Genomic DNA, 23,029 nt, shown 5'->3' with positions numbered 1-23,029 from the left:
GAGCATCCATGTCGTTCCAGTCGTACCTCGACAACATCGAGGGCAAGACGGGCCTCACGCCGCGTCAGTTCATCGCCATCGCGCAGGAGAAGGGCCTCGACGCGCCAGACACGAAGGCGGGCGACATCCTGGCCTGGCTGAAGGAGGACTACGACCTCGGTCGCGGGCACGGCATGGCGCTAGTGCACGTCATTAAGAACGGCCCGCAGATCAGCGCCAAGCACGTCGGCAAGGCCGGGGCACACGGCGACGAGTCCGACACGCTCTGGCTCGACGGTGTGGCGACGAAGCCAGCGGCGGGGGAGTGAGCGCACCGGAGGGGGCGCCCCCAGGCTCTTCGCGAGGTGCTGCCGAACGCCCCGGGAACACCGCCCCGCCTGCTGCCGACGTCTGCCCCTGCGGCAGCCGCCTCGCATACGAGTCGTGCTGCGGAGCCTTCCATGCCGGTCGTCCCGCGCCGACAGCCGAGGCGCTCATGCGTTCCCGCTACTCGGCGTTCGCGCTCGGCCTGCCCGGCTACCTCGCGGAGACGTGGGCGGAGGCGACCAGGCCCGACGAGATCGACCTCGACGACGGCACCGTCTGGCGACGCCTGCAGATCGTCGACACCCTCGACGGAGGGCCGGAGGACGAATCCGGGGTCGTCGAGTTCCGGGCCGCGTACCGGGACCCCGACGGCGCGGGCCTCCTCCACGAGCGCGCCCGCTTCATCCGCGCCGACGGCCGCTGGGTCTACCTCGACGGGCAGATCCGCGGGAGCTGAATCGACAGCATGGCCGCCACCCAGACGGGTGACGGCCATGCTCTGCCGGCTTCGCGCGACGACGTCGCGCCCCCGCGGAGCGTCAGCCGGTGTTCTGCAGTCCGGCTGCGACGCCGTTGACCGAGAGCAGCAGCAGGCGCTGGAGCTCCGCCGCCTCGTCGCTGTCGGGCTTCCTCGCGTCGTCGCGCAGTCGGCGCAGTGCGCGGAGCTGCAGCAGCGAGAGCGCGTCCACGTACGGGCTGCGCATCTTCACGGCACGCTGCAGCACCGGCTTGCGCTCAAGCAGCTCGGCACCGCCCGTGATGCGGGTGACCCAGCTGGCCGTGAGGTCAAGCTCGTCCGTCACGAGCCCCGCGAGCTCCGGCCGATCGCCGAGCTCGAGGTAGCGGCGCGCGATACGCGCATCCGTCTTCGCGAGGCTCATCGCGACGTTGTCGATCATCGAACGGAAGAGGGGCCACTCGGCGTAGGCGGCCTGCAGCTGCTCGAGGTTCCCGACCGCCTCCAGGGCGGTGCCCAGGCCGAACCACCCGGTGAGGTTGATGCGAGCCTGCGTCCACGCGAAGACCCACGGGATGGCGCGCAGGTCCTCGAGCGACTCCACCGACAGCCCTCTGCGGGCCGGTCGCGAGCCGAGTGCGAGCATCCCGACTTCCTCCATGGGTGTGACGCGGGCGAACCAGGGCGCGAAGCCTGGCGCCTTGACGAGCGCGAAGAAGCGCTCACGCGAGGCCGCATCCATCGTGGCCGCGACGCCGGCGTACTTCTCGGCGGCGTTGGCGTTGCGCGACTCCGTTGAGGGTGCGGAGGCGAGCAGCGTCGCGGAGATGACCTGGTCGATGTGGCGGGCCGCGATGTCCGGGTCGCCGTACCTGGCGAAGATGACCTCGCCCTGCTCGGTCAGCTTGAAGCGGCCGTCGACCGAGTGCGGTGGCTGGGCGAGGATCGCGACGTTCGCGGGGCCGCCGCCACGCCCGAGCGCGCCACCGCGGCCGTGGAAGAGCGTCAGCTCGATGCCGTTCTCCTGCGCCCACGCCGCGATCTGGCTCTGCGCCTCGTAGAGGGCGAGGGTCGCGGCAACGGGGCCGACGTCCTTCGAGGAATCGGAGTAGCCGAGCATGACCTCGAGCCTGCGGCCGTTGCCGGCGAGCAGCTCGACGACCTCCGGCTGCTCGAGCATCTCGGCGAGGATACGGGGAGCCGCCTGCAGGTCGGCGAACGTCTCGAAGAGCGGGATCACGTTGAGCGCGGGTGGCGTCGCGCCCGGACCCGTCGCCGCCAGGGCGAGCTTGAAGACGTTGGCGATGTCCTCGGATGACTGCGTGAAGGAGACGATGTAGCGTCCAGCTGCGCGAGGCCCGTGACGCTCCTGGATGAACGCGACCGAGCGGAACACGTCCAGGACCTCGGCGGCGAGCTCGCTCGGCTCGTTCCCGGCTTCCAGCTCAGCGAGCTCGGCGAGCACCTTGCGGTGCACCTGGGAGTGCTGGCGCACCTCGAGCTCCGTGAGGTGGAAGCCGAACGTCTCCACCTGCCAGATCAGGTGCTGCAGCTCGCCGTACGCGTGCCGGCCCGCGCCCGCTGCGACGAGCGAGGCCTGCAGGATGCGCAGCTCGCGCAGCAGCTCGTCCGGCACCGTGTAGGCAAGGTCGGCGTCGCGTCGCCGCGTGGCCTCGATGCGACGCGCGATGAGCAGCAGCACTCTGCGGTGCGGCTCACCGGGCGAGCGCTGCGCGATCTCAGCAGCGGCCGACTCGTCGGCGCTCCCGAGGCGTGCGAGCAGGGTCGCCGCGGCCGCATCGAGCGGGGTCGTGTCGGAGCCGAGCGTGAGCGTGCGGCCGATTCGGGCGGAGGCACGTTCAAGGCCGAGCAGCACGTGCTCGGAGGCGATGACGGCCGCCTGTCGGCTGACCTTGGCGGTCACGAACGGATTGCCGTCGCGGTCGCCGCCGATCCAGGAGCCAACCCGCACGAACGGGTTCGCGAGCGGAGCGACCGTGCCCGAGATGCCACCCTGCAGCGCCTCGTCGACCCGGCGATACACGCGGGGGACGGTCGTGAAGAGCGTCTCGTCGAAGACCGCCATGACGGTGCGCACCTCGTCGACGGGAGTCGGCTTGTCGCTGCGCAGCGGTGACGTGCGCCAGAGGAGGTCGATCTCCTCGAGCAGGCGACGCGTGAGTTCCTGCGCTGCCGCGCTTCCGTCGGAATCGGAGCCGAGGAAGCGCAGTTCGTCGCGCTCCTCGAGAAGGTCGCTGATGCGGCGGATCGCGGACGACACCGCGCGGCGGCGGGCCTCAGTGGGATGCGCGGTGAACACCGGGTGGAAGCGGAGGTCGCGCACGCGCTGGGCCGCCTTCTCCTCACCGATCTCCGCGCTGAGTCGCGCGAAGGCCTGCGAGATCGTGTCCTCCTGCTGCTTCGCCGGGGAGGCGCCGCGGGACCGGAGCACGCGAACCCGGTGGTGCTCCTCGGCGAGGTTCACAAGGTGGAAGTAGCAGGTGAACGCGCGAGCGACCTCGTCCGCACGTGCCGGTGAGAGCGCATCCACCAGCTCCTCGGCTGATGCGAACGAGTCGTCTGCCACCTCGGCTCCGTGCTCGTACGCCGCGATCGTGAGGCGGCGCAGCCGCTCGACGTCGTCGAGGAGCTCCGGGCCTCCCGTCTCAGTGATGACCTGACCGAGCAGGGTGCCGAGGAGGTGCACATCCGAGCGCAGTTCGTCCGGCAGTTCTGCGCCAGCCTCAGTTCGGCTGGCGGGGGAGTTCGTAGGGGCTTCGAGCATGAGCACAGGCTACCGAGGCTGTGTCTCGACGATGTGACACGCCATCCATCATGACCGGGAATGACATTCCTCGGCGGGTGGCTGCTGGGGTCCCGTCTCAGTCGGCACCGGGGGTTGGCGGCTCGAGGTAGTCCTCGAATACGGGCTTCTCGAGCCCATCCTTCGCCGCCAGCATCGTGTCGAGGTAGAAGTTCCAACCGGCACGGATGTCCGTCAGCATGCCGACGGGCACATCGAAGTGCTCGAAGATGAGCCGCGTCGATGCTCCACCGGGGCCTTCAGGCTCCAGCGAGACCTGCAGACGCCACACGCCTGCAGCATCCTCGGTCGTGACCTCCAGCACTCCCGGCGCCTCACAGCGACCGATCGTCGCGCTGCTCGCCGGGGTGCCCTCCTCAGCCACCAGCTGGAGTCCGATCTGCCTGGCATCCTCATCGGTGTAGTGCCAGGGGCCGATCCACTGCGCAGTCCGGTCGCTCTCCGTGAACCACAGCCACAGTTCCTCCCGGGGAGCGGCGACGACGCGCTCGATGCGAATGGTCTGCGTGCCGACATCGTCGGCTGGTGTCTCGGACATGTCCGTATCTCAGCACACGACGTCGGGAAGCAACTCGAACTCGGCGAAGCCGAATCGGACGCCGTTGACCTGCAGCTCGACGGCGTGGACTCCAGGGTGGTACCGGCGTGTGGTGATCGGCACGATCTTGTGACGCTTCGCGATCTCGAGCGTCTCGCCCGGAGCGAGCGTGATCGTCGAGATCTTGAAGGTCTTCGGGGTCCTGCTCCCATCCGCCTTGACATGGTGCACCACGTAGTCGACGACCAGCTTCGCGGGCTCCTGACCGCTGTTCCGGATCGCTCCGCAGATGAGCAGCTCCTCGCCGAGCACGATGCTGCTGCGGTCGAGCGTCGGCCCGTCGACGATCACGTCGGCCGCGACGAAGCCGAGGATGCCCAGCGCCTCCTGGTCGCCGCGCTTCACGAGCGTCCTGAGGGCGTGCCGTACGAGCTTCGGCGTGTTCTCGTCGCCCTCCGCGAGCCACGCCGTCGCCAGTTCGCAGACGAGTCCCGCATCATGCCGACTGATGTCGTTGAGGTGGTTCGCGACCGAGCGGCGGACGTACTCGCTCTCGTCCCTGTAGAGAGCATTCAGGATCGGTGCGGTCAGGCGAGCGTCGCGAGTGATCCCAGCCACCCTCGTTCCCCACGGAAGGTATGGGCGCGTCCCCTCGGACGCGAGGCGACGCACGTGCTCATCACGGCTGCCGGTCCACGCGAGCATGATCCCGAGGGCCCGTTCGAGGCGCGCACGAAGCATCGCCCGAACCGCCCACTCGCACGTGAGCCGATGGGTCAGCTCGGCGAGCAGCTGCATGCCGTCGTCGAACGCCTCCTCACCGCCGTCGGCGATCGCTGCAGCGGAGACGGCGACCGAGACGGGCCAGATCATCCACCCGGTGAGGGATGCGGACTCCAGCGCCCGGCGCACGATCGCGGCGAAGGCCGGGTACGGCACAGGGAGGTCGACGGCAAGCGAGGCGGCGAGGTGCGCGCTCCGAGCACCCAGCGCGAGGTCAGCGAGCTGGAGGGCCGCGCTTCGTGTCTCGGTGAGGCGAACGCCGGCCGCCGCTTCGAGCAGGTCCGTCATGGCGGAGGCCTGCTGTCGTCCGAGCAGTTCGTCTGCGAACGGCATGCGTCATCTCCTCTCAGCCGGACGCCAGCTCGGCTGGGGTCGTCACGGGATCGTCACGGGATTGTCGGGGTCGGCTGGTCGGTCAGCGGGCAGCAACGTCGTCATCGAACACCGAGTCGAGGAGGTCTGTGACGCGCGCAGCCTCCTCGGGCGTCGTCAGACTGGGCAGGATGATCCGCCAGTGCGTGGCGACCCGGGTCACAAGGTCTTGTCGGCTGCTCACGGCGCCCGAGAGGAGCTGGGTCCCCGTGAACGTCGACACGAGGAGCGAGCTGAGGTCCGCCGCCGCCACATCGCGGCGGATGCTTCCCTCGCGTTGGCAGAGCTGGATGAGCGGCTTCAGGCGGGCGAGCCAGTCGAGATACGGGCCGTGAGCGAGGAAGTTCGAGCCGATCTCCGTCGTGACCAGGACCCCAGCAAGCACCACGACGTCGCTGCGCAGGAGCTGGGCGAAGGCGAGCGAAACCTTGAGAAGAGCCTCGATTCCACTCGTCGCGGAGGTCGTCGCATCCGTCACCGAGCGCGTCGCGCGTTCCGCGTACTCGGCGAGGACCGCCTCGGCGACCGCCTCGCGCGTCGCGAAGTGGTGATAGAACGCACCGTTGGTCACCCCGGAGTGCTCGCGGATCCGCGCCAGCGTCGACCCCGCGAAGCCGAACTCCACGAAGGTCGTGGCGGCCGCGAGCACCAGCCGACTCCGCGTCTCGACGCTCCGCTGCTGCTGGGGCGCGTTGGACGGTCGGGGGAGGGCGGTCATAGCCAGTGAGTGTAGTGACGAAGACCCCGCCGCCGAGGGAGGGCGAGCGGGAGGGGCCGAATTCGCCAGGGCCTCACGCGCATCGAACCTGGGCCACACGCTCGTGCGCCTGATCTGCTGCCGTCGAGACCTGGTGGCCCGAACGCCTGGCACTGATGGAGACGACCTCGCCGATCTCGGCGAACCGGGGGCAGACAAGCGCCACCTCGTGGGGCGCTGTCCCCGTGAGGTGCTCGTGCGCCTCGATCCCTGCCTGGGCGAAGAGCAGGCCGGGCACGTGGTCGACCTCGTGGTCGAAGATGAGCCGGTTGGCGGATGGCCAGCCGAGGTGCGCCTGAAGGTCCAGACCGTGCACGGAGACCTCGGCGAGGGCTCCGCTGCTGCTGGGGCGGGGTTGGCGGGGGGCCTGCAGCTGACGTCGTCGCAGCGCCGAGTAGGTGCGCCTGGGCACGCACCGGAACGAGCCCGAGCCCTCCGCGACGACGTCGTGATCGATCTCGAAGACCGCGAACGCCGTCATCTCGTCGCAGCGCCCAGCGCGGACGCGCGCGCTGCTGATGCGAACCGAGGCCGTCATCGCCGCCGCGTTCGTCGCGATGCCGAGCCCGAATGCATCCGACCCCTGGAAGGTCAGCTCGTTGAGGAGGAAGGCCCAATCGAGCGGGATGCCGCCCGCTCGGTGCCCCATGAGGAGGCCCAGCTGCCTGGTGATCTCGAGCCCGAGGAGGGTCGGTGATGAGACCGCGGTCGACCGGGCGCCAGCCGCCTGCACGACAGTCGGGATCGTGCGCAGACGAGCGAGGTACGCATCCGGACTCACCTCATCCATCGTGGCGATGAGCATCGACTCTTCGCTGTCCTTGTGGACGAGTTCTCGGCTGACCCGCATCGGTGCCCCCTTCGGCGTCGCTCTGCGCCACGACGCCCGTGATCTCGGTGAGCAGACGTCACTGCGCGGCGTCATCTGCGCCAGTTGACAGAGGGGCCCACGAGGAGTGAAGTACAAAACAGAGTGTTCTGTATGTTAGCTTGCCCTGGGCCGATCGGGAAACCAACTGCTCACGATCCGAGAGGGGACACATGGGAGTGCTCGTGCATCCAGACCGTCAAATGCACCTCGCCGTACGGTCGGCCGTTGCAGATGGACGTCTTCGGGTGGTCGCCGAGCATCGCGGTGGCAACCCGTGGCTGCTTGCGCGGCCCGGTGACCACGCGCTCACGGAAGTCCGGACCAGGCACCTCGACCTGGTCATCCTCAGTCGCCTCGAGGCGGAGACGGCTACGGCAGTTGTGCTCCTGGCTCAGGGGCGGCGGTCCCTGGACGAGCTGGCCGACCTTCCCTCGCTCCTCTCGGGCGATGCAGTCATCATCGCGAAGGACGCGCAGGGCGCGGTTCGCGTTGAGGGGCCGCGAGCCGGCGGCCGGCGGGCAGCGTGGGTCGACGTTGGGTCGATGGTCTTCGCGAGCGACGACAGGACGCTCCTCGCTGCGGTCTTCCGGTCGGACGCAGCATCTGACGGAGGCCGCGGGCTCGCGGTCATCAGGGCGATCCCAACCGGCATGTGGCTGCACGTGATCGAGGGGGCGACCCCTCGCCTGCGTGCCGTCATCACCGTGTGACGGAGGCATACCAGCCCAGGTCTGCGCGAGACAATCTGAGGTCGCGGTCGGGATGCCCACGCCAGCCGGTTCGTCGACGCAGGAGCTCGCCGTCGTAGGTGTGCTCGACGAAGGCTCGCTGCAGCAGCTGCGGAGGCACCTCAGCGAGGCGCGGGTCGTCGACCGGGATGTCTACCTCGGGGAGGTCGACCCCAAGCCGACGCGCCACGCTCGTGAGCATCTCCCGGAACGTCGCGGGTTCGGGGTCTGCGGCATGGAAAATCGCGTCAGGAAGCTCCCCGGAGTCAGTGGCCAGGAGGACGATCTGCGCCGCCAGCGAGCTGACATGGACGGTCGAGAGGCGCGCGTTCCCACCGCCCACCACCCACCCAGGGCGCGAACGCCCGCAAGCGCAGTCGGGATGAACCAGCGGTCGCCGCCCCCATACGTCAGGGCGGCCCTGACGACCGTGCCGCCAGCCGACAGCACATGGGCCTCGCCGGCGCTCCGCGACACGCTCGCCGCGGAAACCGGATGCATCGCGACCTCGCCTTCACGGGCGAGGCGGTGCGGGCCGGGGCCGTACACGGCGGTCGTGCTGACGGCGATCAGTCGCGCCCCCGACCGCGTGCACTCGCCAGCGAGAGCACGGGTTCCCGCGTCGTTGACGGAGGTGGCCATGCGCGGGTCGTTCCCGACGTAGCCGGCTGCGTGGATCACGACATCTGCCCCCTCGGCGGCACCGACGATCGTCCTGGTCTCGGCGAGATCGCCGCGCACGACATCCACGCCTCGCGGGGCGCGGTCAGGTCCTCTCGACAGCACCCGGACACGAGTGACGTCCGGCATCGTGCGCAGCCGAGCGAGCACGGCCGTGCCCACGAATCCCGTCGCCCCCGTCAGAAGAATCTCCATGCCGCCCCCAGCTCTGAACCGTTCCGATGAGCGTAGCTGGCACCACCGACGGCACCGCGCGCAGCGACGGCCGCGGTGCAGCTCCTGGCATCCTTGGATCATGAAGCTCTCGCATCGCGCCCAGACCGTCGAGCCGTTCCACGCCATGGCCTTCGGGCAGCGGGCGGCGGTTCTCGAGGCCGCTGGTCACCGGATCGTGAAGCTCTCGCTCGGCGAACCTGACTTCGGGGCACCGCCAGCCGTGCGCGACGCCATGCGCGAAGCCATGGACGGTCGTCCGCTGCCCTACACGGTCGCGCTCGGGCTCCCCGCCCTCCGCCAGGCGATCAGCGGCTTCTACCAGCTCCGCCACGGTGTCGACGTGGACCCGGCGCGCATCATCGTGACCTCAGGAGCATCCGCGGCGCTGCTGCTGGTCGTCGCCGCGACCACCGACAACGGCGACGACGTCCTCATGGCTGACCCCTCCTACCCGTGCAATCGTCAGCTGGTCGAGAGCTTCGGCGGCCGAGTCGTCAGCGCGCCGTCGACCGTCGGGTCTCGCTACCAGCTCGACCTCGCCAGCGTGCGGGCCGCCTGGAGCGAGCCCACGAACGCGCTCATGGTCGCGACACCATCGAACCCGACCGGAACGTCGATACCGTTCGATGAACTCGAGGCGATCTGCGCGCTCGCCCGCGAACGCGGCGCGTGGCGCATCGTCGACGAGATCTACCTGAACCTCTCCGACCCCGGTGCTGACGGCACGCCTCCGCGGAGCGTCCTCAGCGTCGACCCGGACGCGATCGTCATCAACAGCTTCTCGAAGTACTTCGGCATGACGGGGTGGCGGCTCGGCTGGGCGGTGCTGCCGGAGGTCCTCGTGCCCGCCGTCGAGAAGCTGGCAACCAACTACTTCCTCTCGGCGTCGGCACCCGCGCAGCTAGCGGCGCTCGCCGCGTTCACGCCCGAGTCGCTCGACCTCTGCGAAGCGCGGCGCGCGGAGCTGCGTGCGCGACGCGACCTCGTTCTGGATGGGCTCGCCCGTATCGGGCTGCCGGTACCGGTTCTCCCAGACGGGGCGTTCTACGTGTACTTCGACGTGGCATCGACCGGTCTCTCCGCGTGGGAGTTCTGTGACCGAGCGCTCGAGGAGGCACACGTCGCCCTCACGCCGGGACGCGATTTCGGGGCGGCGACGGGGGAGACGCACGTGCGGCTCTCCTACGCCGCCTCCACGACTGAACTGGTGGAGGGCCTGGAGCGCCTCGGTCATTTCCTGGAGACGCTTCGCGGCTGATCGCGGGCGGCGCCGCGTTCGTGACGTCGAGGTCCAGACGAACGCCGTGGGCCAGCTGCTGGCGACGTGACTTGCTCAGGGTCTGCGGGCACGGGAGGATGGTCGCATGCCAGCGGTCCGCGTCGAAGGAGCGTCCGTGAGACGCGGCGGCACCCTCGTGCTCGCCTCAGTCGAGTTCGAGGTGGCTGCGGGCTCCATTTTGTGCCTGACCGGCGAGAACGGTTCTGGAAAGACCACGGTGCTGCGCACGCTCACGGGACAGGTCTCACCGAGTTCCGGCCGCGTCCTCGTCGGTGGGGAACCCGTCGATGAACGGAGCCCGAAGTTCCGGCGAAGGCTCGCGGCGCTGCTCGGGTCGGTCCCCTTCTCCATGACGATGACCGCGCGGGAGCATCTCACCGCGGTGGCCGCCTCCTGGGGTGCCTCGGTCCGCGACGCCAATGCCAGCGCCGATGCGGTGCTCGCGCGTCTCGGCATCCTGGACCTTGCCGATCGCTTCCCGCACGAGCTGTCGTCCGGCCAGTTCCAGCTCCTCTCGCTGGCCACCGCACTCGCACGACCGTTCGAGGTGCTGGTGCTCGATGAGCCGGAGCAGCGCCTCGACGAGCACAGGCGCGAGCTGCTCGCCGGCATCCTGACCGAGGAGCGCGAGCGGGGAGCTGCGATCGTCGTGGCGACCCACAGTCGTCCCCTCATCGATGCGCTTGGTGCAGCCGAGCTGCGTCTCGGGGGCAGCCCCCGGTGCCCGCGGCGGCACCCCGGATGACGGTCGCAGGACTGGCGGTGACGATGACCGCGCGGCGGCGTGAGGGCGCCTACCGGGTCTACCTCGCTGTCGCCGTTGGGCTCATCGCCGTTGCTCCCATCGTGCGGATGCTCTTCCTCGCGCTCCTGCAACCTGCGTCGATCGGCTGGCTGACCTCCGCGGACTTCCTCGAGGAGCTTCGTCTCCTCGCGGCCGCAGTCGGCCCCGTCGGCATGCTCGTGGGTGCTGTGCGAGGGCCGGCCCTCCTTGCCCCGTTCGCGACGGTGACGCTCGGCTCGAACCACCTCCCGAGGAAGCTCACGCTGCGGCGCCCGTTCGTGAAGAGCCTGATCGTCGCGGCCGCGGTCTCCGCCGCTGTCGTGTGTCTGCCTGGAGCCGCGCTGGTGGTTGGCCTCGGCGCTCGGCCTCTGGCCGTGGTGGCCTGTGCTGCCGCAGCCGTGGCGGTGGCCTCGCTCGGCGTCGTGTCGGCGCTGCTCGGTCAGCTGCTCGTCGGCCCGCCGGTGTGGGCTGGCGCCGCGCTCCTGGGGGTCTGGGGTGCGTCTCCGTTTGGCGCTGGCCAGTGGTTCGCAGCGTCTTGGGCTGGTCTTGTCGGCGACGCCGACGCCGGGATCATCGGAACAGTTCTGCTGGTCGCCGCGGCGGTTGTCGTGCTCGCCGGCGTGCCAGGCCTCCTCAATCGTCTGCGCGGTGACGCTCTGCTGCTGCAGGCGGGACGCCGCGAGTCGGCGTCTGTCGCGATTGCCACCGGCGAGCTGGCGGGAGCTGCGGCGACGTACCGAGAGCGCCCCACGACAGGAAGAAGGCTCAGTGCTGTGGTCGGTGGACCACGTGTCCTCCGGATGCTGGTCCGCGACGCGGTCGGCGCGATGCGGACGCCCCAGCGCACGGTGCTCGGCATTCTCGGGCTCGCGGTCGGAGCCGTGCTGCTCGGGTTGGCCACGGGGCCCTCGGGTACTCCCGAGCTTGTGGGCGCGGCAACGTCGACCGGTGCGATCGCTGGCATCGCCGCCGTCGCATCCGTGCTCATGTATCTCGCGCTGGGGAGCTTCGCAGACGGCTTCAGGCACGCCGCCGACGCTGCGGTCGGCGCCGCCGTCTTCGGAACCCCGGTCGGAGAGCAGTTTCTCCTGCACGCGGTGTTCCCGGTAGCCCTCGTCGTGCTCGTCGTCGGCGCGGTCGTCGCGGTGTCAGGGGGTGGTCCGGCACCACTCCTCGTGGCCCTGGCCCTGGTCGCCGTCCGAGCATTCGATGCCGCGCGGGGTCACCTGCCTCCCCTCTTGCTGACGCCGATGCCGAGCGAGGTCGGTGACCTGTCGGTGATCGCACGTCTCGCCTGGCAGTTCGATGGCGTGCTCCTCTCCGTTGCCCTCGGTCTCGGCCTCGCCTTGCCGTCGCTGGCAGGCGCGCCGGCGCTCTCGATTGCGACTCTCGCGGTCGCGACGCCGCTGCTCGCCCTCGCGACGACGACGAGGCTACGTCAGGGGCGCGGGTAACGGACCTCGTAGTGCGCGTGCACGAACTGGCCCTCGACGTGCGCCGACTTCAGGTGGAGCGCATCCGCCTCGATGCGACGGGGGAGCACTGGCGCCCCTGACTCGAGGGTGACGGGGGCGATGGAGAGTCGGATCTCGTCGAGCTGCCCGGCCTCGTAGAACTGACCAGCCAGGTCGCCGCCACCGACCACCCACACATCGCCATCGCCGGCCGCCTCTGCGATCTCGCCGAAGTGGTCGCTGACGGCGCCTCGGACCAGGCGGATGTCGAGCCCGTCCGGGACCGGGAGCTCACGTGTCGTGAACACGAACGCCGGACGCTCGGCGTAGGAATCCCGCCACTTCTCGGGATGCTCGTCGAGCCCCTCATGGTTGTAGACCCACTCGTAGGTCGTCGAGCCCATGACAAGGGCACCGACGCCCTTGAGGAACGGGCCTAAGCTGTTGTCCTCAGGCTGCTCGACCACGAACAGCCAGTCGAGCGAGTTGTCGTCGTCTGCGATGAACCCGGAAAGCGTTGTCGCGGTGTTGTAGATCACGTTCGTCATGTCGGCACGGTACCCGCGGCCACCGACAAATCCGGTGGAGGACGGACCGGGAATGCCACGCAGGGCCCGAACGCTGTGTCCTGCATGCGCAAGAACATCGGCTTCCTCTCATTCGGACACTGGCACCCGTCACCCCAGTCGGGAACACGGACCGGCGGTGATGCGCTCGTCCAGTCGATCGAGCTCGCCGTCGCCGCCGAGGAGCTCGGCATCGACGGCGCGTACTACCGGGTCCACCACTTCGCGCGGCAGCTGGCCGCGCCGTTTCCGCTGCTCGCAGCCGTCGGAGCGCGCACGAGCCGGATCGAGATCGGCACGGGCGTCATCGACATGCGCTACGAGAACCCCCTCTACATGGCGGAGGAGGCCGCCGCGGCCGACCTCATCAGCGCCCACTCCGGCGGAGAAGGCCGACTGCAGCTCGGGCTGAGCCGTGGCTCACCGGAGCCTGCCCGGAACGGCGCGCACGCGTTCGGCTTCACCCCGCCGGAAGGGAAGACCGACGACGATCTGGCCCGCGCGAAGACCGAGCTGTTCCGCGCGGCCATCACGGGCGCAGGTCTAGTCGAGGGCAACCCGCAGATGACGGGATCCAACGCCCCACTGCCCATCCAGCCGCGCTCGGCGGGCCTCGACGACCGCATCTGGTGGGGTTCCGGGAGCCGCGCGAGCGCGGTCTGGGTCGCCGAGCAGGGCATGAACCTCATGAGCTCGACCTTGCTCACCGAAGACACCGGTGTGCCATTCGACGAATTGCAGGCCGAGCAGATTCAGGGCTTCCGTGACGCGTGGGCGGCTGCAGGACACGCGCGCGAGCCGCGCGTCTCCGTCAGCCGCAGCGTCATTCCCATCACGACCGACGAAGACGTCACCTACTTCGGGGGACGCGGCGGCAGCGAAGGCGACCAGGTCGGCATGCTGGAGGGCATGCGCTCTCGGTTCGGGCGCACGTACCAGGGTGCCCCTGACCGCATCGCCGAAGAGCTGGCAGCGGACACGGCGGTCCAGTCCGCAGACACGCTCCTGCTCACGGTGCCGAACCAGCTCGGAGTCGCCTACAACACGCGCCTGCTTGCGACCATCGCCGAACACGTCGCCCCCGCGATCGGCTGGTCGCGGAAAGCATGATGGTTCAGGTCATCGCCGCGGCGGCCCAGATCACCGGATAACGCGGTAGCGGAGGTGCACGACCCCTGATTCGAAGGTGCGCGAGTCCAGCAGCTCGAGCGCTGTGCGGCGGTTGTTCCGGGAGAAGAACGGGGTTCCGCCTCCCACGAGGACCGGGCAGATGCGAAGCAGGTATTCGTCGATCAGGTCGAGGTCGGCGACCTGGTGTGCGAGTTCCGCGCCACCGATGGCGATCGCGCCATCACCTGGCTCGTTCTTCAGCTGGGCGATCTCCTCGGCGAGCGTGCCGCCAGCGATCCGAGTCTTGCCCCGGACCTCGGTGATCGTGTTCGAGAAGACGATCTTCGGGAGGGCACGCCAGAGCTCCGCGAACTCCTCCTCGAGCTGCCCGTAGTCTCGCTCCTCGTCGGTGGGCTCCCAGTAGACCATCGTCTCGTAGAGCCGACGCCCCATCAGGTGGACGTCGACGCCGCGAACTTCGTCGGTCGCAAGCCGGAACACCTCCTCGCTGGGGTCGCCCCAGTCGAAGCTGCCGTCCTCGTCCTTGATGTAGCCGTCGAGCGTGAGGGCGAGCGAGTACGTGACCTTCCGCATGAGCGAACCTCCTTGTTCGAGGGTCTGAACCTACCACCGGCGAATGGTGCCGCTCGAAGCGTGCGAGTGGTGCGCGAGACACGCACGGGACCTGGGCTTTTCTGCTGGATTTTCCGCGGCCGCCTTAAATGTCGGTGGTCCGGTCCAACATGCAGGTATGTACTCGTACGACGGTGAACCGCTGAAGGTCCTGGGGCTTGACCCCCATGACCCGGCTTCGGTCGACGCGTGGCGGAAGTTCCTGCTGGACTGGGATGCGGACCTCGCTGTCATGGCAGCCATCGTGGCTGCCGACCAGGTGCGGGTACGCGCGAAGTTGGAGGAGATGGCGTCGGTTCTCGATGCGCTCGACGGCACCGCGGAGCATGCCATGCACGTGCAGTCGGTCGCGGCGGAGGTCGCATTGATCGAGCAGGTCGGGCAGTCGGCGGCCGAAGGCGCGCTGTCGGATGCTGGCATCGCCGTTCGCGAGTTCCCTGGTCTCGTCGATGCGCTCGGTGAGGGGAGCATCAGCGAAGAGCAGCTGCGGGTGCTCACGGGTGCCGGGTTGTCGGTCTCGCATGTCGATTCGGTCGAGCAGGGGGCGCGGCGGGGAGAGTTCGTGCGGGTGATGCTCGCCGAGCTGGGCTCGCGTGTGCTGCCGCCGAAGGCGCTGCGGATGGCCGCGGCTCGGGTCGCGGAGTCGCTGACGGAGGAATCGGTGTCCGAGCGGCACGAGCGGGCGCGGAAGACCCGCTATGTGTCGGTGACGGCAACGGAGAACGGCATGTGCCTTCTGCGGGCGAGGCTCCCGCTGATCGAGGGGACGGCGATCGCCGACCGGCTGCGGAAGCAGGGCAAGGCGCTCATCAAGGCGCGACCGAAACCCGAACGCGAAATTCGCCAGGAGCGCGACGAGCGCCGGTACAGCCGGGAGGCGAGGCCCGTTCGGGGCAGGGGCAAATGCCGATGCCGATGCCGCTGCTGGCGCCCGCGCCGAGGCGCATGTCGATGTCGACGCCCGCACCGATGTCACCGCCGATGTCGACGCCCGTGCCGACGCCCATGTCGATGCCGGCGCCCACGCCGATATCGACGCAGCTGCCGACCCCGCCGTGGATGCGCCCGATGAGCGCACCATCGACGAAGTCAAGGCCGACCTGTTCGCGGATATGCTGCTCACGTCCGACCCGATGTCCTGCGCCACTGCGGCGGGCATTCAGGCGAACGTCGCCTTCACGATCCCGATCCTCTCTGCCCTCACCGCGCCGGGAAGAAACGGCGCGGCCCGTGATGCCAGTGCTGTTGCCGGTGCCGGCGTGAGCGGCCCTGATGGTACGGGCGGCGTCGTTGCCGGCGCCAGCCGCGCGTCAGGCGCTCCCCGCCTCACTCCGGCTCCAGCTCTGCTCGACGGCATGGTCCCGGTTCCGCTCGAGGAGGCGATGCGCCTCGCCGCGAATGCGCCGTCGTTCCTCCGGATCCTCACCGACCCGATCACGGGCACCGTCGAAGCCGTCGACAGCTATCGCCCTACGGCGGCCATGCGGAACTTCCTGGCCGCGCGCGACATCCACTGTCGCTGGCCCGGTTGCCGACAACCCGCCGCGAGATGCGACCTCGACCACACCCACGCCTGGGAACACGGCGGCACCACAAACCTGGAGAACCTCTGCGGGCTCTGCAAACACCACCACGTCATGAAACACTCCACCGCCTGGAGTGTCGAACAACTCGGCGGCGGCATCCTCGACTGGCGCACCCCAAGCGGCAAAGCGCGCACTGACAGACCCGAGCACCACGACGTCTACTTCACCCCCAACGACGACTACCTCACGCCGGGAGAGTCATCGCCAGCAAACCGCGGGACGAGTCCGCCCGCTGCCGAGCCCCCGGAAACGAGAGCAGCAGATGAAGCTCCGTTCTGACCGAGGCCCCAGGGTTCGCGGCCCGGCAGCGCCGACAGGCGCTACCGATTGGCGACACGCTTCGGTCAGCCGGGTGACACCGCCTGGCCAGGCGACAGCGGTTGGCCGGGCGACACCGCTTGGCCGGGTGACACCGCTTGGCCGGGTGACACCGCTTGGCCGGGCGACACCGCTTGGCCGGGTGACACCGCTTGGCCGGGTGACAGCGGTTGGCCGGGGGACACCGGTTGGCCGGGTGACACCGGTTGGCCGGGCGACACCGCTTGGCCGGGCGACACCGCTTGGCCAGGCGGCACGACATGCGCCGTGTGCCCCTGATTCGGCGCCTGGCGCGCGCAGACCCGACGGAGGAGGACGGGCAGCGTCCGAGACGCGTACAGAATCTTTGCCGGGCTTAGCGGCGTTTGCGCTTCCCGCCCGAGCCGCCAGCCTTGGCCCGCTTCGCAGCCAGCTGGGCGCCACGGCTCGTGCCGGACGACGTGCCGATCCGCTTTGCGGTTGCCCGCTTCTTCTGCTGCTCCTTCACCCGGCGCTCAGCCTCGGCGAGCGCCTGCTGCTCCTCCCGCTGCAACGCCGCCGACTTCGCGCCCGTGCGGCCTCGCGAGCTCCCGGCCGTCCGTCCCCGGACGATGCCAACGAACTCCTCCGTGTCGAGGCGATCATCCTCAGCGGCCCAGATGATCGACACCGGAACCCGGGGGAGATCGCTGATGACCCGGTAGGTGACATCCTTCCGCGCGTGCTGCCGAGCGACGGACTGCGGGACGACGGCAACTCCAGCGCCTCCGGCCACCAGCTCCATCGCATCCGCCGCGTCGGTGGTCATGGCCGACGCGCCCGAGTCGAGACCGAGCCGCTCAGCGGCCTCCGCCCAATCCGGCGTCCAAGCTGCCAGCACCAGCTGCCAGTCGTCGAGCTCCTCGAGCCGCAGCGGCTCGTCGACATCGAGGTCCGACTCGACGGCGACCACGGCCACCACATCCTCGGCGAACAGGTCGATGGCGTTCACGCCATCACGGTCGAAGGGATGGCGCACGAAGGCGACCTGCGCAGCATCGTCGAGGACAAGCTGGCGAGCCTCGGCCGCGTGCACGGTCGTGAACTCCAGCGGCGTCTCCGCTCGTCGCTCCTCCCACACACGAGACCACTTGCGTGGATTGATGCCGGGGGCGAGAGCGACCGTGAGGTGCGTCGGAGTCTCCATGCCCGCAAGGCTACTGGGTACGATGCACAGATGAGCGAATCAGAGGGCACCTCGACCGACAACCAGCCGACGGACGAGAACCAGACCGCAGCCGAGCGCGGTTCCGAACAGACCATGAAACCGGCCACCGCAGCCAAGAAGCTCGGCATCTACCTGCCGGCCACCCCGGGGACGTTCCAGGAGACCCCGCTCACCCGCAGCGCCTTCCTCGAACTGCAGGAGACCCCGCCAGAGTGGCTCCAAGAGCTGCGCCGCACCGGCCCCCACCCGCGCGACGTCGTCGCCCGCAAACTCGGCATCACCAACTCCGGCCTCGCCAGGGGCGGCGTCACCGAAGCACTCACGACCGCCGAGATCCAGGCGCTCCTCGAAGAGGCCCCGTCATGGCTCTCCCACGAGCGCGGCGTCCAGGCGAAGGTCCGCGCCGAGGACGCCCGCGTCGCCAAGCTGCACGCCAAGCGCGCCAACTGAGCCGACCTTGGCCAGTCTGCTCGCCGTCTGCGCCGTCGCGCAGCTCCGCCGCGACCCCGGCGCCATCGGCGTGACCGCCATCGACAAGCGCCCCGTCGATGGGGCCGTCAAGGTTGGCCGCTACGGGGTCTACGGCGACGTGCAAGCGGACCGCAAGCATCACGGCGGCCTCGGCCAGGCCGTCTACGCCTACTCTCAGTCCGACGCCGACTACTGGGCGGGAGAGCTCGGACGAGACCTCCCACCGGGGTTCTTCGGCGAGAACCTCCGCATCGACGGGCTTGACGTCAACGAGCTCCGTGTCGGCGACACCCTCCGCATCGGCGACCCGACCTCGGCGAGTTCGTCCCGCACCATCGAGCTCGTCGTCACCGCCCCACGGGTTCCGTGCCAGACCTTCGCCCGCTGGGTCGGCGGCCACGACGAACGTGGCTGGGTCAGACGATTCGGCTCGACCGGCCGTGTTGGCGCGTACCTGCGCGTCGCGAAGACGGGCAGGGTCGCCGCGGGTGACGCCATCGAGATCGTTCCGGGTGCCGTCGGAGCGCCGACCGTGCGAGAGGTCTTCGCCGGCGCTGGCGCCTGAAGCCGGGCCCCGCGTCAGGAACGCGACGGGCAGGCGCCTACGCAGGCGCCCAAGGCAGGCGCCCAAGGCAGGCACTCAGGGCAGGAGTGCAAGGGCAGGAGTCCAAGGGCAGGCACTCAGGGCGGGAGCCCGTGGGCAGTCGTCGGAGGGCAGGCCCTCAGGGCAAGCGTCCGTGGGCAGTCGTCTGAGGGCAGGCACTCAGGGCGGGAGCCCGAGGGCAGTCGTCTGAGGGCAGGCCCTCAGGGCACGCGCCCGAGTGCAGGCGCCCGAGGACAGGCGAGCGCGGACACTCGCCCAAGGCAGGCGCCCGAGGATAGGGGCCGGGGGCAGGCGAGCGTGCATCGAGCACCCGCCCCCGTGCCGCCCCCCCGCCGCCCCAGCGCTGCCCCCGTGCGCCGTCCGCTACTCGGGGCGCCCGTAGGCCTCGAGGAGACGCAGCCAGAGTTCGCTCATCGTCGGGAACGACGGCACCGCGTGCCAGAGCCTCGACAGCGGCACCTCCCCGACGACTGCGATCGTCGCCGCGTGCAGCAGCTCGCCCACGTCGGGCCCGACCATGGTGAATCCGACGATGACGCCTCGGTCCTCGTCGACGACCATCCGGGCCGTGCCCTCGTATCCCTCGGCGTGCAGCGACGCCCCGGAGACCTTGCCGATCGGGACGTCGACCGACCGCACACGAAGGCCCTGCTTCTCCGCGGCCGTGCTCGTGAGACCGACGGCCGCGACCTCGGGGTCCGAGTAGACCAGCTGCGGCACCGCGACGTGGTCGGCCGTGGCCACGTGGGTGCCCCACGGCGCGTCGTCGAGAGCACGGCCCGCGGCCCGAGCCGCGATCGCGTCGCCTGCAGCCCGAGCCTGATACTTGCCCTGGTGGGTGAGGAGCGCGCGATGGTTCACGTCGCCCGCCGCGTACAGCCAGTCGGTGCCGCGGACCAGCATCGTGTCGTCCACGTCGATCCACGAACCAGGCTCGAGCCCGGCCGCCTCGAGGCCCACGTCGTCGGTGCGCGGGACGCGGCCCGTCGCGACGAGCAGCTCATCGCTCTCGAGGACGCGACCATCGTCAACACTCACCGCGACGCGGCCAGCAGCGTCCCGGGTCACGCTCGACGGCGAAGCGCCGAGGATGACCTCCGCACCCCGGGAGCGCAGGGCGTCAGCCACCGCCTTCCCGGCGAACTCCTCGAACCCGCCGAGCACGCGGCTCCGGACGAGCAGCGTCACCTTCGCACCGAGGTCCGTGTACGCGGTCGCGATCTCGACCGCCACGACACCACCGCCGATGATCGTGATCGACTCGGGGATGCGCTTGACGGCGGTCGCCTCTCGGCTCGTCCACGGGGACGCGTCGGCGAGGCCGGGGATATCGGGCAGCAGCGCCGCCGAACCGGTCGCGATGACCACGGCGACCCTCGCCGCGTACGTGGTGTCGCCGACGGTGACCTGACGTTCTCCCGTCAGACGCGCGTGCCCGCGGACCAGGTCGATGCCTGCGCCAGACAGCCACTTCACCTGACCCTCGTCGTCCCAATCGGAGACGTAGGAGTCGCGCCGGGCGAGAACGGCCGAGACGTCGAGGTCGCCGGTCGCGGCTTCCCGAGCGCCGGGGACCGCGCGCGCCGCGCGGAGCGCTGAACCGCTGCGGAGGAGGGCCTTCGACGGGATGCATGCCCAATACGAGCACTCGCCGCCGACGAGCTCCTTCTCGACGATGAGCGCCTTGAGGCCGCCACGCACCGCGCGGTCCGCGACGTTCTCGCCGACTGGGCCCGCGCCGATCACGATCACGTCGTAGGCGGATGCGTCGGCTGCCCCGGCCTGTGTGTCAGTGACCACGCGCGATCCATTCCTCGAGATGCCCAGCTTCCGCGCCGATCGACGTCGCGTCGCCGTGTCCCGTGAGCACCGTCGTCTCCGGGGGCAGGGTCAGCAGCCGCTCCGAGATCGAGGCGATGATCGTCCCGAAGTCGCTGTAGCTGCGTCCCGTAGCGCCCGGACCGCCGTTGAAGAGCGTGTCGCCGCTGAAGAGCGTTCCGAGCGCCGGCGCGTAGAAGCACACCGACCCGGGCGAATGGCCTGGGGTGTGCAGCACCTGCAGGTCGACCTCGTCGATCAGGATGCGGTCGTCGTCGGCGAGCTCGATGTCGGGTGTCGTGTCGGGGTAGACGGCGTCCCAGAGCATCCGGTCGCCGCCGTGCAGCGCGATGGGCGCATCGACGAGAGAAGCGAACTCCCGTGCCGCCGCGATGTGGTCGTCGTGCCCGTGCGTGAGGAGGACCCGGCGCACGCGCCGATCTCCCACCGCGTCCCGGACCGCCTGCGCGTCGTGGGCAGGGTCGATGACCACCACGTCATCGTCGTCGCCGATGAGGTACACGTTGTTGTCGACGTCCCACGTCCCCCCGTCGAGGGAGAACGTGCCGCTCGTCACGATGCGATCGATGCGCACCTTCCCGTGGCCGCTCACAGCTCCACCACCGATCGGAGGACGGTGCCGTCCTTCATCCGCTCGAACGACGCCTCGATGTCCTCGATCCCGATGCGCTCCGACACGAACGCGTCGAGGTCCAGCCTGCCGAGACGGTACTGCTCGACGAGCATCGGGAAGTCGCGGCTCGGGAGGCAGTCGCCGTACCAGGACGACTTCAGGGAACCGCCTCGACCGAACACATCGAGCAGCGGGAGCTCGAGGCTCATCTCGGGGGTCGGCACCCCGACCAGGACAACCCGGCCAGCGAGGTCGCGCGCGTAGAACGCCTGCTTGTACGTCTCCGGCCGTCCGACTGCTTCGATGACGACGTCGGCGCCGAAGCCGCCCGTGAGGGCGCGGACGCCCTCGACGACGTCCTCTTCGCGGGAGTTGATGGTGTGGGTTGCGCCGAAGTGCGCCGCACGCTCGAGCTTCGCCGCGTCGATGTCGACGGCGATGATCGTGGTGGCCCCTGCGAGCGCGGCACCGGCGATGGCCGCCATGCCGACGCCACCGCAGCCGATGACCGCGACCGACTCGCCGCGCTTCACCTCACCGGTGTTGATCGCGGCTCCGATGCCGGCCATGACACCGCAGCCGAGGAGGCCGACCGCCGCCGCGTCCGACTCCTCGTCGACCTTCGTGCACTGTCCGGCGGCGACGAGCGTCTTCTCGATGAAGGCGCCGATGCCGAGCGCGGGGGAGAGCTCGGTCCCGTCCTCGAGCGTCATCTTCTGCGTCGCGTTGTGCGTGTTGAAGCAGTACTGCGGCTGCCCCTTCGCGCAGGCGCGGCACTCGCCGCACACGGCGCGCCAGTTCAGGATGACCCGGTCGCCGACCTCGATCTCGGTCACACCCTCGCCGATCGCCGACACACGACCCGTGGCCTCGTGGCCGAGCAGGAACGGGAAGTCGTCGCTGATCCCACCCTGCTGATAGTGGAGATCGGTGTGACAGACACCGCTCGTGATGATGTCGACCACGGCTTCGCCTGGCCCCGGATCGGGGACCAGCACCGTCTCGATCGACACCGGTTCGTTCTTGCCACGGACAACTGCACCTTTGACACGGGAGACCATGTGGCAAGGGTAGTCGTAGTCTCTCTGGATGGTCATCCTGATCGATCCGCCCGTCTGGCCCGCGCACGGCACGACCTTCTCGCATCTCGTCTCCGACTCGGCCCTCGGAGAGCTGCACGAGTTCGCGGCGCGGGCCGGCATTCGAGACCGGGCGTTCGACGTCGACCACTACGACGTGCCGGCCGAGCAGTACGAGGCCCTCGTCGCGCTCGGGGCCGAGCCGGTTTCGGGCTCCACGCTCGTGCGCCGCCTCGTCGCCGGTGGCGTGCGGGTGCCAGCCAGGGACCGGCCGAAGCGAGCCCGCCTCACCCTGATGCGCCGCTGGGACGAGCTCGGAATGGGGGACGATCAGCAGTCAGCGACGGATGCTCTCCGTGACGACCTGCTCGACGCCTGGTCAGGCCCCGCCCGCCACTATCACGACGCCACACACCTGCTCTCGGTGCTCGACGCCATCGACACCATGCGCCTCCGGGCCGCCGAGCTCGGCGCCTCGCTGAGCGAGCGGGAACTGCTCACGGCCCGACTCGCCGCCTGGTTCCACGACGCCGTCTACGAGGGCGCCGCGGGCGACGACGAGCGAGCGAGCGCCGCCCTCGCCGTGGAGCGGCTCGGTGCCCTGGGCCTGGCACCCGAGCTCGTCGGCGACGTCGAGCGCCTCGTGCTGGCGACGATCGACCACGAGGTCCAGCGAGGGGATGCGGCGGGAGAGATCCTCATGGACGCGGACCTCGCCGTGCTCGCCAGGACCGAGGACGGCTACGCGCGCTACGTCGCCCTCGTGCGGCGCGACTACGCGCACGTCACCGACGAGCAGTGGTGCGTCGGCCGAGCGTCGGTGCTTCGCGCGCTCCTCGGATCAGCACGCCTCTTCGTCTCGCCCGCGGCCCCCGAGGACTGGGAGCCGCGAGCACGACGCAACCTCGAGCGCGAGCTGAAGGGTCTCGAGGCGAGCGCGAGCTGACCGGCCGCGCCAGCTGACCTGCGTCGGC

General features: G+C 69.8%; 25 protein-coding genes. 12 read left to right on the top strand and 13 right to left on the bottom strand.

Going from position 1 to position 23,029, the window contains the following annotated elements; genetic code table 11:
• Positions 1 to 8 precede the first annotated feature (8 nt).
• Together ACQFZP_RS05615 and ACQFZP_RS05610 are read left to right on the top strand one after the other, a co-directional pair.
• Positions 9 to 308 (top strand): DUF4287 domain-containing protein, encoded by a 300-nt coding sequence (locus ACQFZP_RS05615; RefSeq protein WP_104312558.1) that lies wholly within the window; start codon positions 9 to 11, stop codon positions 306 to 308.
• The gene (locus tag ACQFZP_RS05610; RefSeq protein WP_104311786.1) at positions 305 to 763 is read left to right on the top strand and encodes a YchJ family protein; all 459 of its coding nucleotides are present in this window, start codon (positions 305 to 307) and stop codon (positions 761 to 763) included. Before ACQFZP_RS05615 ends, ACQFZP_RS05610 begins: the two co-directional genes overlap by 4 nt.
• 82 nt (positions 764 to 845) lie before the next feature.
• Here the strand turns inward: ACQFZP_RS05610 and ACQFZP_RS05605 are convergent, their stop codons facing one another.
• The 5 genes from ACQFZP_RS05605 to ACQFZP_RS05585 all read right to left on the bottom strand — a co-directional run bounded on the left by ACQFZP_RS05605 (position 846) and on the right by ACQFZP_RS05585 (position 6,887).
• Positions 846 to 3,548 (bottom strand): phosphoenolpyruvate carboxylase, encoded by a 2,703-nt coding sequence (locus ACQFZP_RS05605; RefSeq protein ID WP_211890558.1) that lies wholly within the window; start codon positions 3,546 to 3,548, stop codon positions 846 to 848.
• A 97-nt stretch (positions 3,549 to 3,645) separates the two neighbouring features.
• Positions 3,646 to 4,125, bottom strand: a complete 480-nt coding sequence (locus ACQFZP_RS05600; RefSeq protein WP_211890557.1) for an SRPBCC domain-containing protein — start codon at positions 4,123 to 4,125, stop codon at positions 3,646 to 3,648.
• 9 nt (positions 4,126 to 4,134) lie between these two features.
• A complete protein-coding gene (locus ACQFZP_RS05595) occupies positions 4,135 to 5,241 on the bottom strand; it encodes a DNA alkylation repair protein (RefSeq protein ID WP_211890556.1) in 1,107 nt (368 codons plus the stop codon).
• An 82-nt stretch (positions 5,242 to 5,323) separates the two neighbouring features.
• Entirely contained in the window at positions 5,324 to 5,998 is a 675-nt protein-coding gene (locus ACQFZP_RS05590; protein WP_104311789.1) for a ScbR family autoregulator-binding transcription factor, read from the bottom strand.
• 73 nt (positions 5,999 to 6,071) lie between these two features.
• A complete protein-coding gene (locus ACQFZP_RS05585; RefSeq protein WP_181026966.1) occupies positions 6,072 to 6,887 on the bottom strand; it encodes an AfsA-related hotdog domain-containing protein in 816 nt (271 codons plus the stop codon).
• A gap of 266 nt (positions 6,888 to 7,153) precedes the next feature.
• Here ACQFZP_RS05585 and ACQFZP_RS05580 point away from each other — a divergent pair, with 266 nt between their 5' ends.
• Positions 7,154 to 7,618 carry a hypothetical protein gene (locus tag ACQFZP_RS05580; protein WP_211890555.1) on the top strand — a complete coding sequence of 155 codons (465 nt, stop codon included), beginning with the start codon at positions 7,154 to 7,156 and terminating at the stop codon, positions 7,616 to 7,618.
• Here the strand turns inward: ACQFZP_RS05580 and ACQFZP_RS05575 are convergent.
• Positions 7,608 to 7,826 carry a hypothetical protein gene (locus ACQFZP_RS05575; RefSeq protein ID WP_211890554.1) on the bottom strand — a complete coding sequence of 73 codons (219 nt, stop codon included), beginning with the start codon at positions 7,824 to 7,826 and terminating at the stop codon, positions 7,608 to 7,610. The genes ACQFZP_RS05580 and ACQFZP_RS05575 overlap by 11 nt on opposite strands.
• A complete protein-coding gene (locus ACQFZP_RS05570; protein ID WP_211890553.1) occupies positions 7,790 to 8,512 on the bottom strand; it encodes an NAD-dependent epimerase/dehydratase family protein in 723 nt (240 codons plus the stop codon). The genes ACQFZP_RS05575 and ACQFZP_RS05570 overlap by 37 nt, the downstream gene beginning before the upstream one ends.
• Before the next feature lie 100 nt (positions 8,513 to 8,612).
• Here ACQFZP_RS05570 and ACQFZP_RS05565 point away from each other — a divergent pair, with 100 nt between their 5' ends.
• From ACQFZP_RS05565 to ACQFZP_RS05555, 3 genes are all read left to right on the top strand, one after another.
• Positions 8,613 to 9,791 carry an aminotransferase class I/II-fold pyridoxal phosphate-dependent enzyme gene (locus ACQFZP_RS05565; protein WP_211890552.1) on the top strand — a complete coding sequence of 393 codons (1,179 nt, stop codon included), beginning with the start codon at positions 8,613 to 8,615 and terminating at the stop codon, positions 9,789 to 9,791.
• A 106-nt stretch (positions 9,792 to 9,897) separates the two neighbouring features.
• Positions 9,898 to 10,557 (top strand): ABC transporter ATP-binding protein, encoded by a 660-nt coding sequence (locus ACQFZP_RS05560; RefSeq protein ID WP_211890551.1) that lies wholly within the window; start codon positions 9,898 to 9,900, stop codon positions 10,555 to 10,557.
• A complete protein-coding gene (locus ACQFZP_RS05555; RefSeq protein WP_211890550.1) occupies positions 10,554 to 12,050 on the top strand; it encodes a hypothetical protein in 1,497 nt (498 codons plus the stop codon). Before ACQFZP_RS05560 ends, ACQFZP_RS05555 begins: the two co-directional genes overlap by 4 nt.
• On the opposite strand, the gene ACQFZP_RS05550 is transcribed toward ACQFZP_RS05555, so the two are convergent.
• Positions 12,035 to 12,598: a dihydrofolate reductase family protein gene (locus ACQFZP_RS05550; protein WP_211890549.1), complete on the bottom strand. Its 564-nt coding sequence runs from the start codon at positions 12,596 to 12,598 to the stop codon at positions 12,035 to 12,037. The genes ACQFZP_RS05555 and ACQFZP_RS05550 overlap by 16 nt on opposite strands.
• Positions 12,599 to 12,682: 84 nt before the next feature.
• Between ACQFZP_RS05550 and ACQFZP_RS05545 the strand changes: the two genes are divergently transcribed.
• Entirely contained in the window at positions 12,683 to 13,726 is a 1,044-nt protein-coding gene (locus tag ACQFZP_RS05545; protein WP_211890548.1) for an LLM class flavin-dependent oxidoreductase, read from the top strand.
• A gap of 30 nt (positions 13,727 to 13,756) precedes the next feature.
• Here ACQFZP_RS05545 and ACQFZP_RS05540 read toward each other — a convergent pair whose 3' ends face one another.
• Positions 13,757 to 14,320, bottom strand: a complete 564-nt coding sequence (locus ACQFZP_RS05540; protein WP_211890547.1) for a dihydrofolate reductase family protein — start codon at positions 14,318 to 14,320, stop codon at positions 13,757 to 13,759.
• A gap of 157 nt (positions 14,321 to 14,477) precedes the next feature.
• Here ACQFZP_RS05540 and ACQFZP_RS05535 point away from each other — a divergent pair, with 157 nt between their 5' ends.
• Entirely contained in the window at positions 14,478 to 15,431 is a 954-nt protein-coding gene (locus ACQFZP_RS05535; protein ID WP_211890546.1) for a DUF222 domain-containing protein, read from the top strand.
• A complete protein-coding gene (locus ACQFZP_RS05530; protein WP_211890545.1) occupies positions 15,415 to 16,224 on the top strand; it encodes an HNH endonuclease signature motif containing protein in 810 nt (269 codons plus the stop codon). The genes ACQFZP_RS05535 and ACQFZP_RS05530 overlap by 17 nt, the downstream gene beginning before the upstream one ends.
• Positions 16,225 to 16,618: 394 nt before the next feature.
• On the opposite strand, the gene ACQFZP_RS05525 is transcribed toward ACQFZP_RS05530, so the two are convergent.
• Positions 16,619 to 17,428, bottom strand: a complete 810-nt coding sequence (locus ACQFZP_RS05525) for a LysR substrate-binding domain-containing protein (RefSeq protein ID WP_179556840.1) — start codon at positions 17,426 to 17,428, stop codon at positions 16,619 to 16,621.
• Positions 17,429 to 17,542: 114 nt separating this feature from the next.
• Between ACQFZP_RS05525 and ACQFZP_RS05520 the strand changes: the two genes are divergently transcribed.
• Positions 17,543 to 17,899 (top strand): DUF5997 family protein, encoded by a 357-nt coding sequence (locus ACQFZP_RS05520; RefSeq protein ID WP_179557159.1) that lies wholly within the window; start codon positions 17,543 to 17,545, stop codon positions 17,897 to 17,899.
• A 7-nt stretch (positions 17,900 to 17,906) separates the two neighbouring features.
• On the top strand, positions 17,907 to 18,485 hold the full coding sequence (locus tag ACQFZP_RS05515) for an MOSC domain-containing protein (protein ID WP_211890544.1): 579 nt from the start codon (positions 17,907 to 17,909) through the stop codon (positions 18,483 to 18,485).
• Positions 18,486 to 18,887: 402 nt separating this feature from the next.
• On the opposite strand, the gene ACQFZP_RS05510 is transcribed toward ACQFZP_RS05515, so the two are convergent.
• The 3 genes from ACQFZP_RS05510 to ACQFZP_RS05500 are packed head-to-tail and all read right to left on the bottom strand — an operon-like array spanning position 18,888 to position 22,037.
• Positions 18,888 to 20,324, bottom strand: a complete 1,437-nt coding sequence (locus ACQFZP_RS05510) for a dihydrolipoyl dehydrogenase family protein (protein ID WP_211890543.1) — start codon at positions 20,322 to 20,324, stop codon at positions 18,888 to 18,890.
• A complete protein-coding gene (locus tag ACQFZP_RS05505) occupies positions 20,314 to 20,955 on the bottom strand; it encodes an MBL fold metallo-hydrolase (RefSeq protein ID WP_307852741.1) in 642 nt (213 codons plus the stop codon). Before ACQFZP_RS05505 ends, ACQFZP_RS05510 begins: the two co-directional genes overlap by 11 nt.
• Positions 20,952 to 22,037 carry an S-(hydroxymethyl)mycothiol dehydrogenase gene (locus tag ACQFZP_RS05500; RefSeq protein WP_104311803.1) on the bottom strand — a complete coding sequence of 362 codons (1,086 nt, stop codon included), beginning with the start codon at positions 22,035 to 22,037 and terminating at the stop codon, positions 20,952 to 20,954. The genes ACQFZP_RS05505 and ACQFZP_RS05500 overlap by 4 nt, the downstream gene beginning before the upstream one ends.
• Positions 22,038 to 22,065: 28 nt before the next feature.
• Between ACQFZP_RS05500 and ACQFZP_RS05495 the strand changes: the two genes are divergently transcribed.
• Positions 22,066 to 23,001: a DUF4031 domain-containing protein gene (locus ACQFZP_RS05495; RefSeq protein WP_211890542.1), complete on the top strand. Its 936-nt coding sequence runs from the start codon at positions 22,066 to 22,068 to the stop codon at positions 22,999 to 23,001.
• Positions 23,002 to 23,029 lie beyond the last annotated feature (28 nt).

Source organism: Pseudoclavibacter sp. Marseille-Q434 (assembly GCF_050315415.1).
In the GTDB taxonomy this organism is placed as follows: domain Bacteria; phylum Actinomycetota; class Actinomycetes; order Actinomycetales; family Microbacteriaceae; genus Pseudoclavibacter.
The sequence above is the reverse complement of the archived record's forward strand: the minus strand, read 5'-3'. Positions and strand labels throughout refer to the sequence as shown.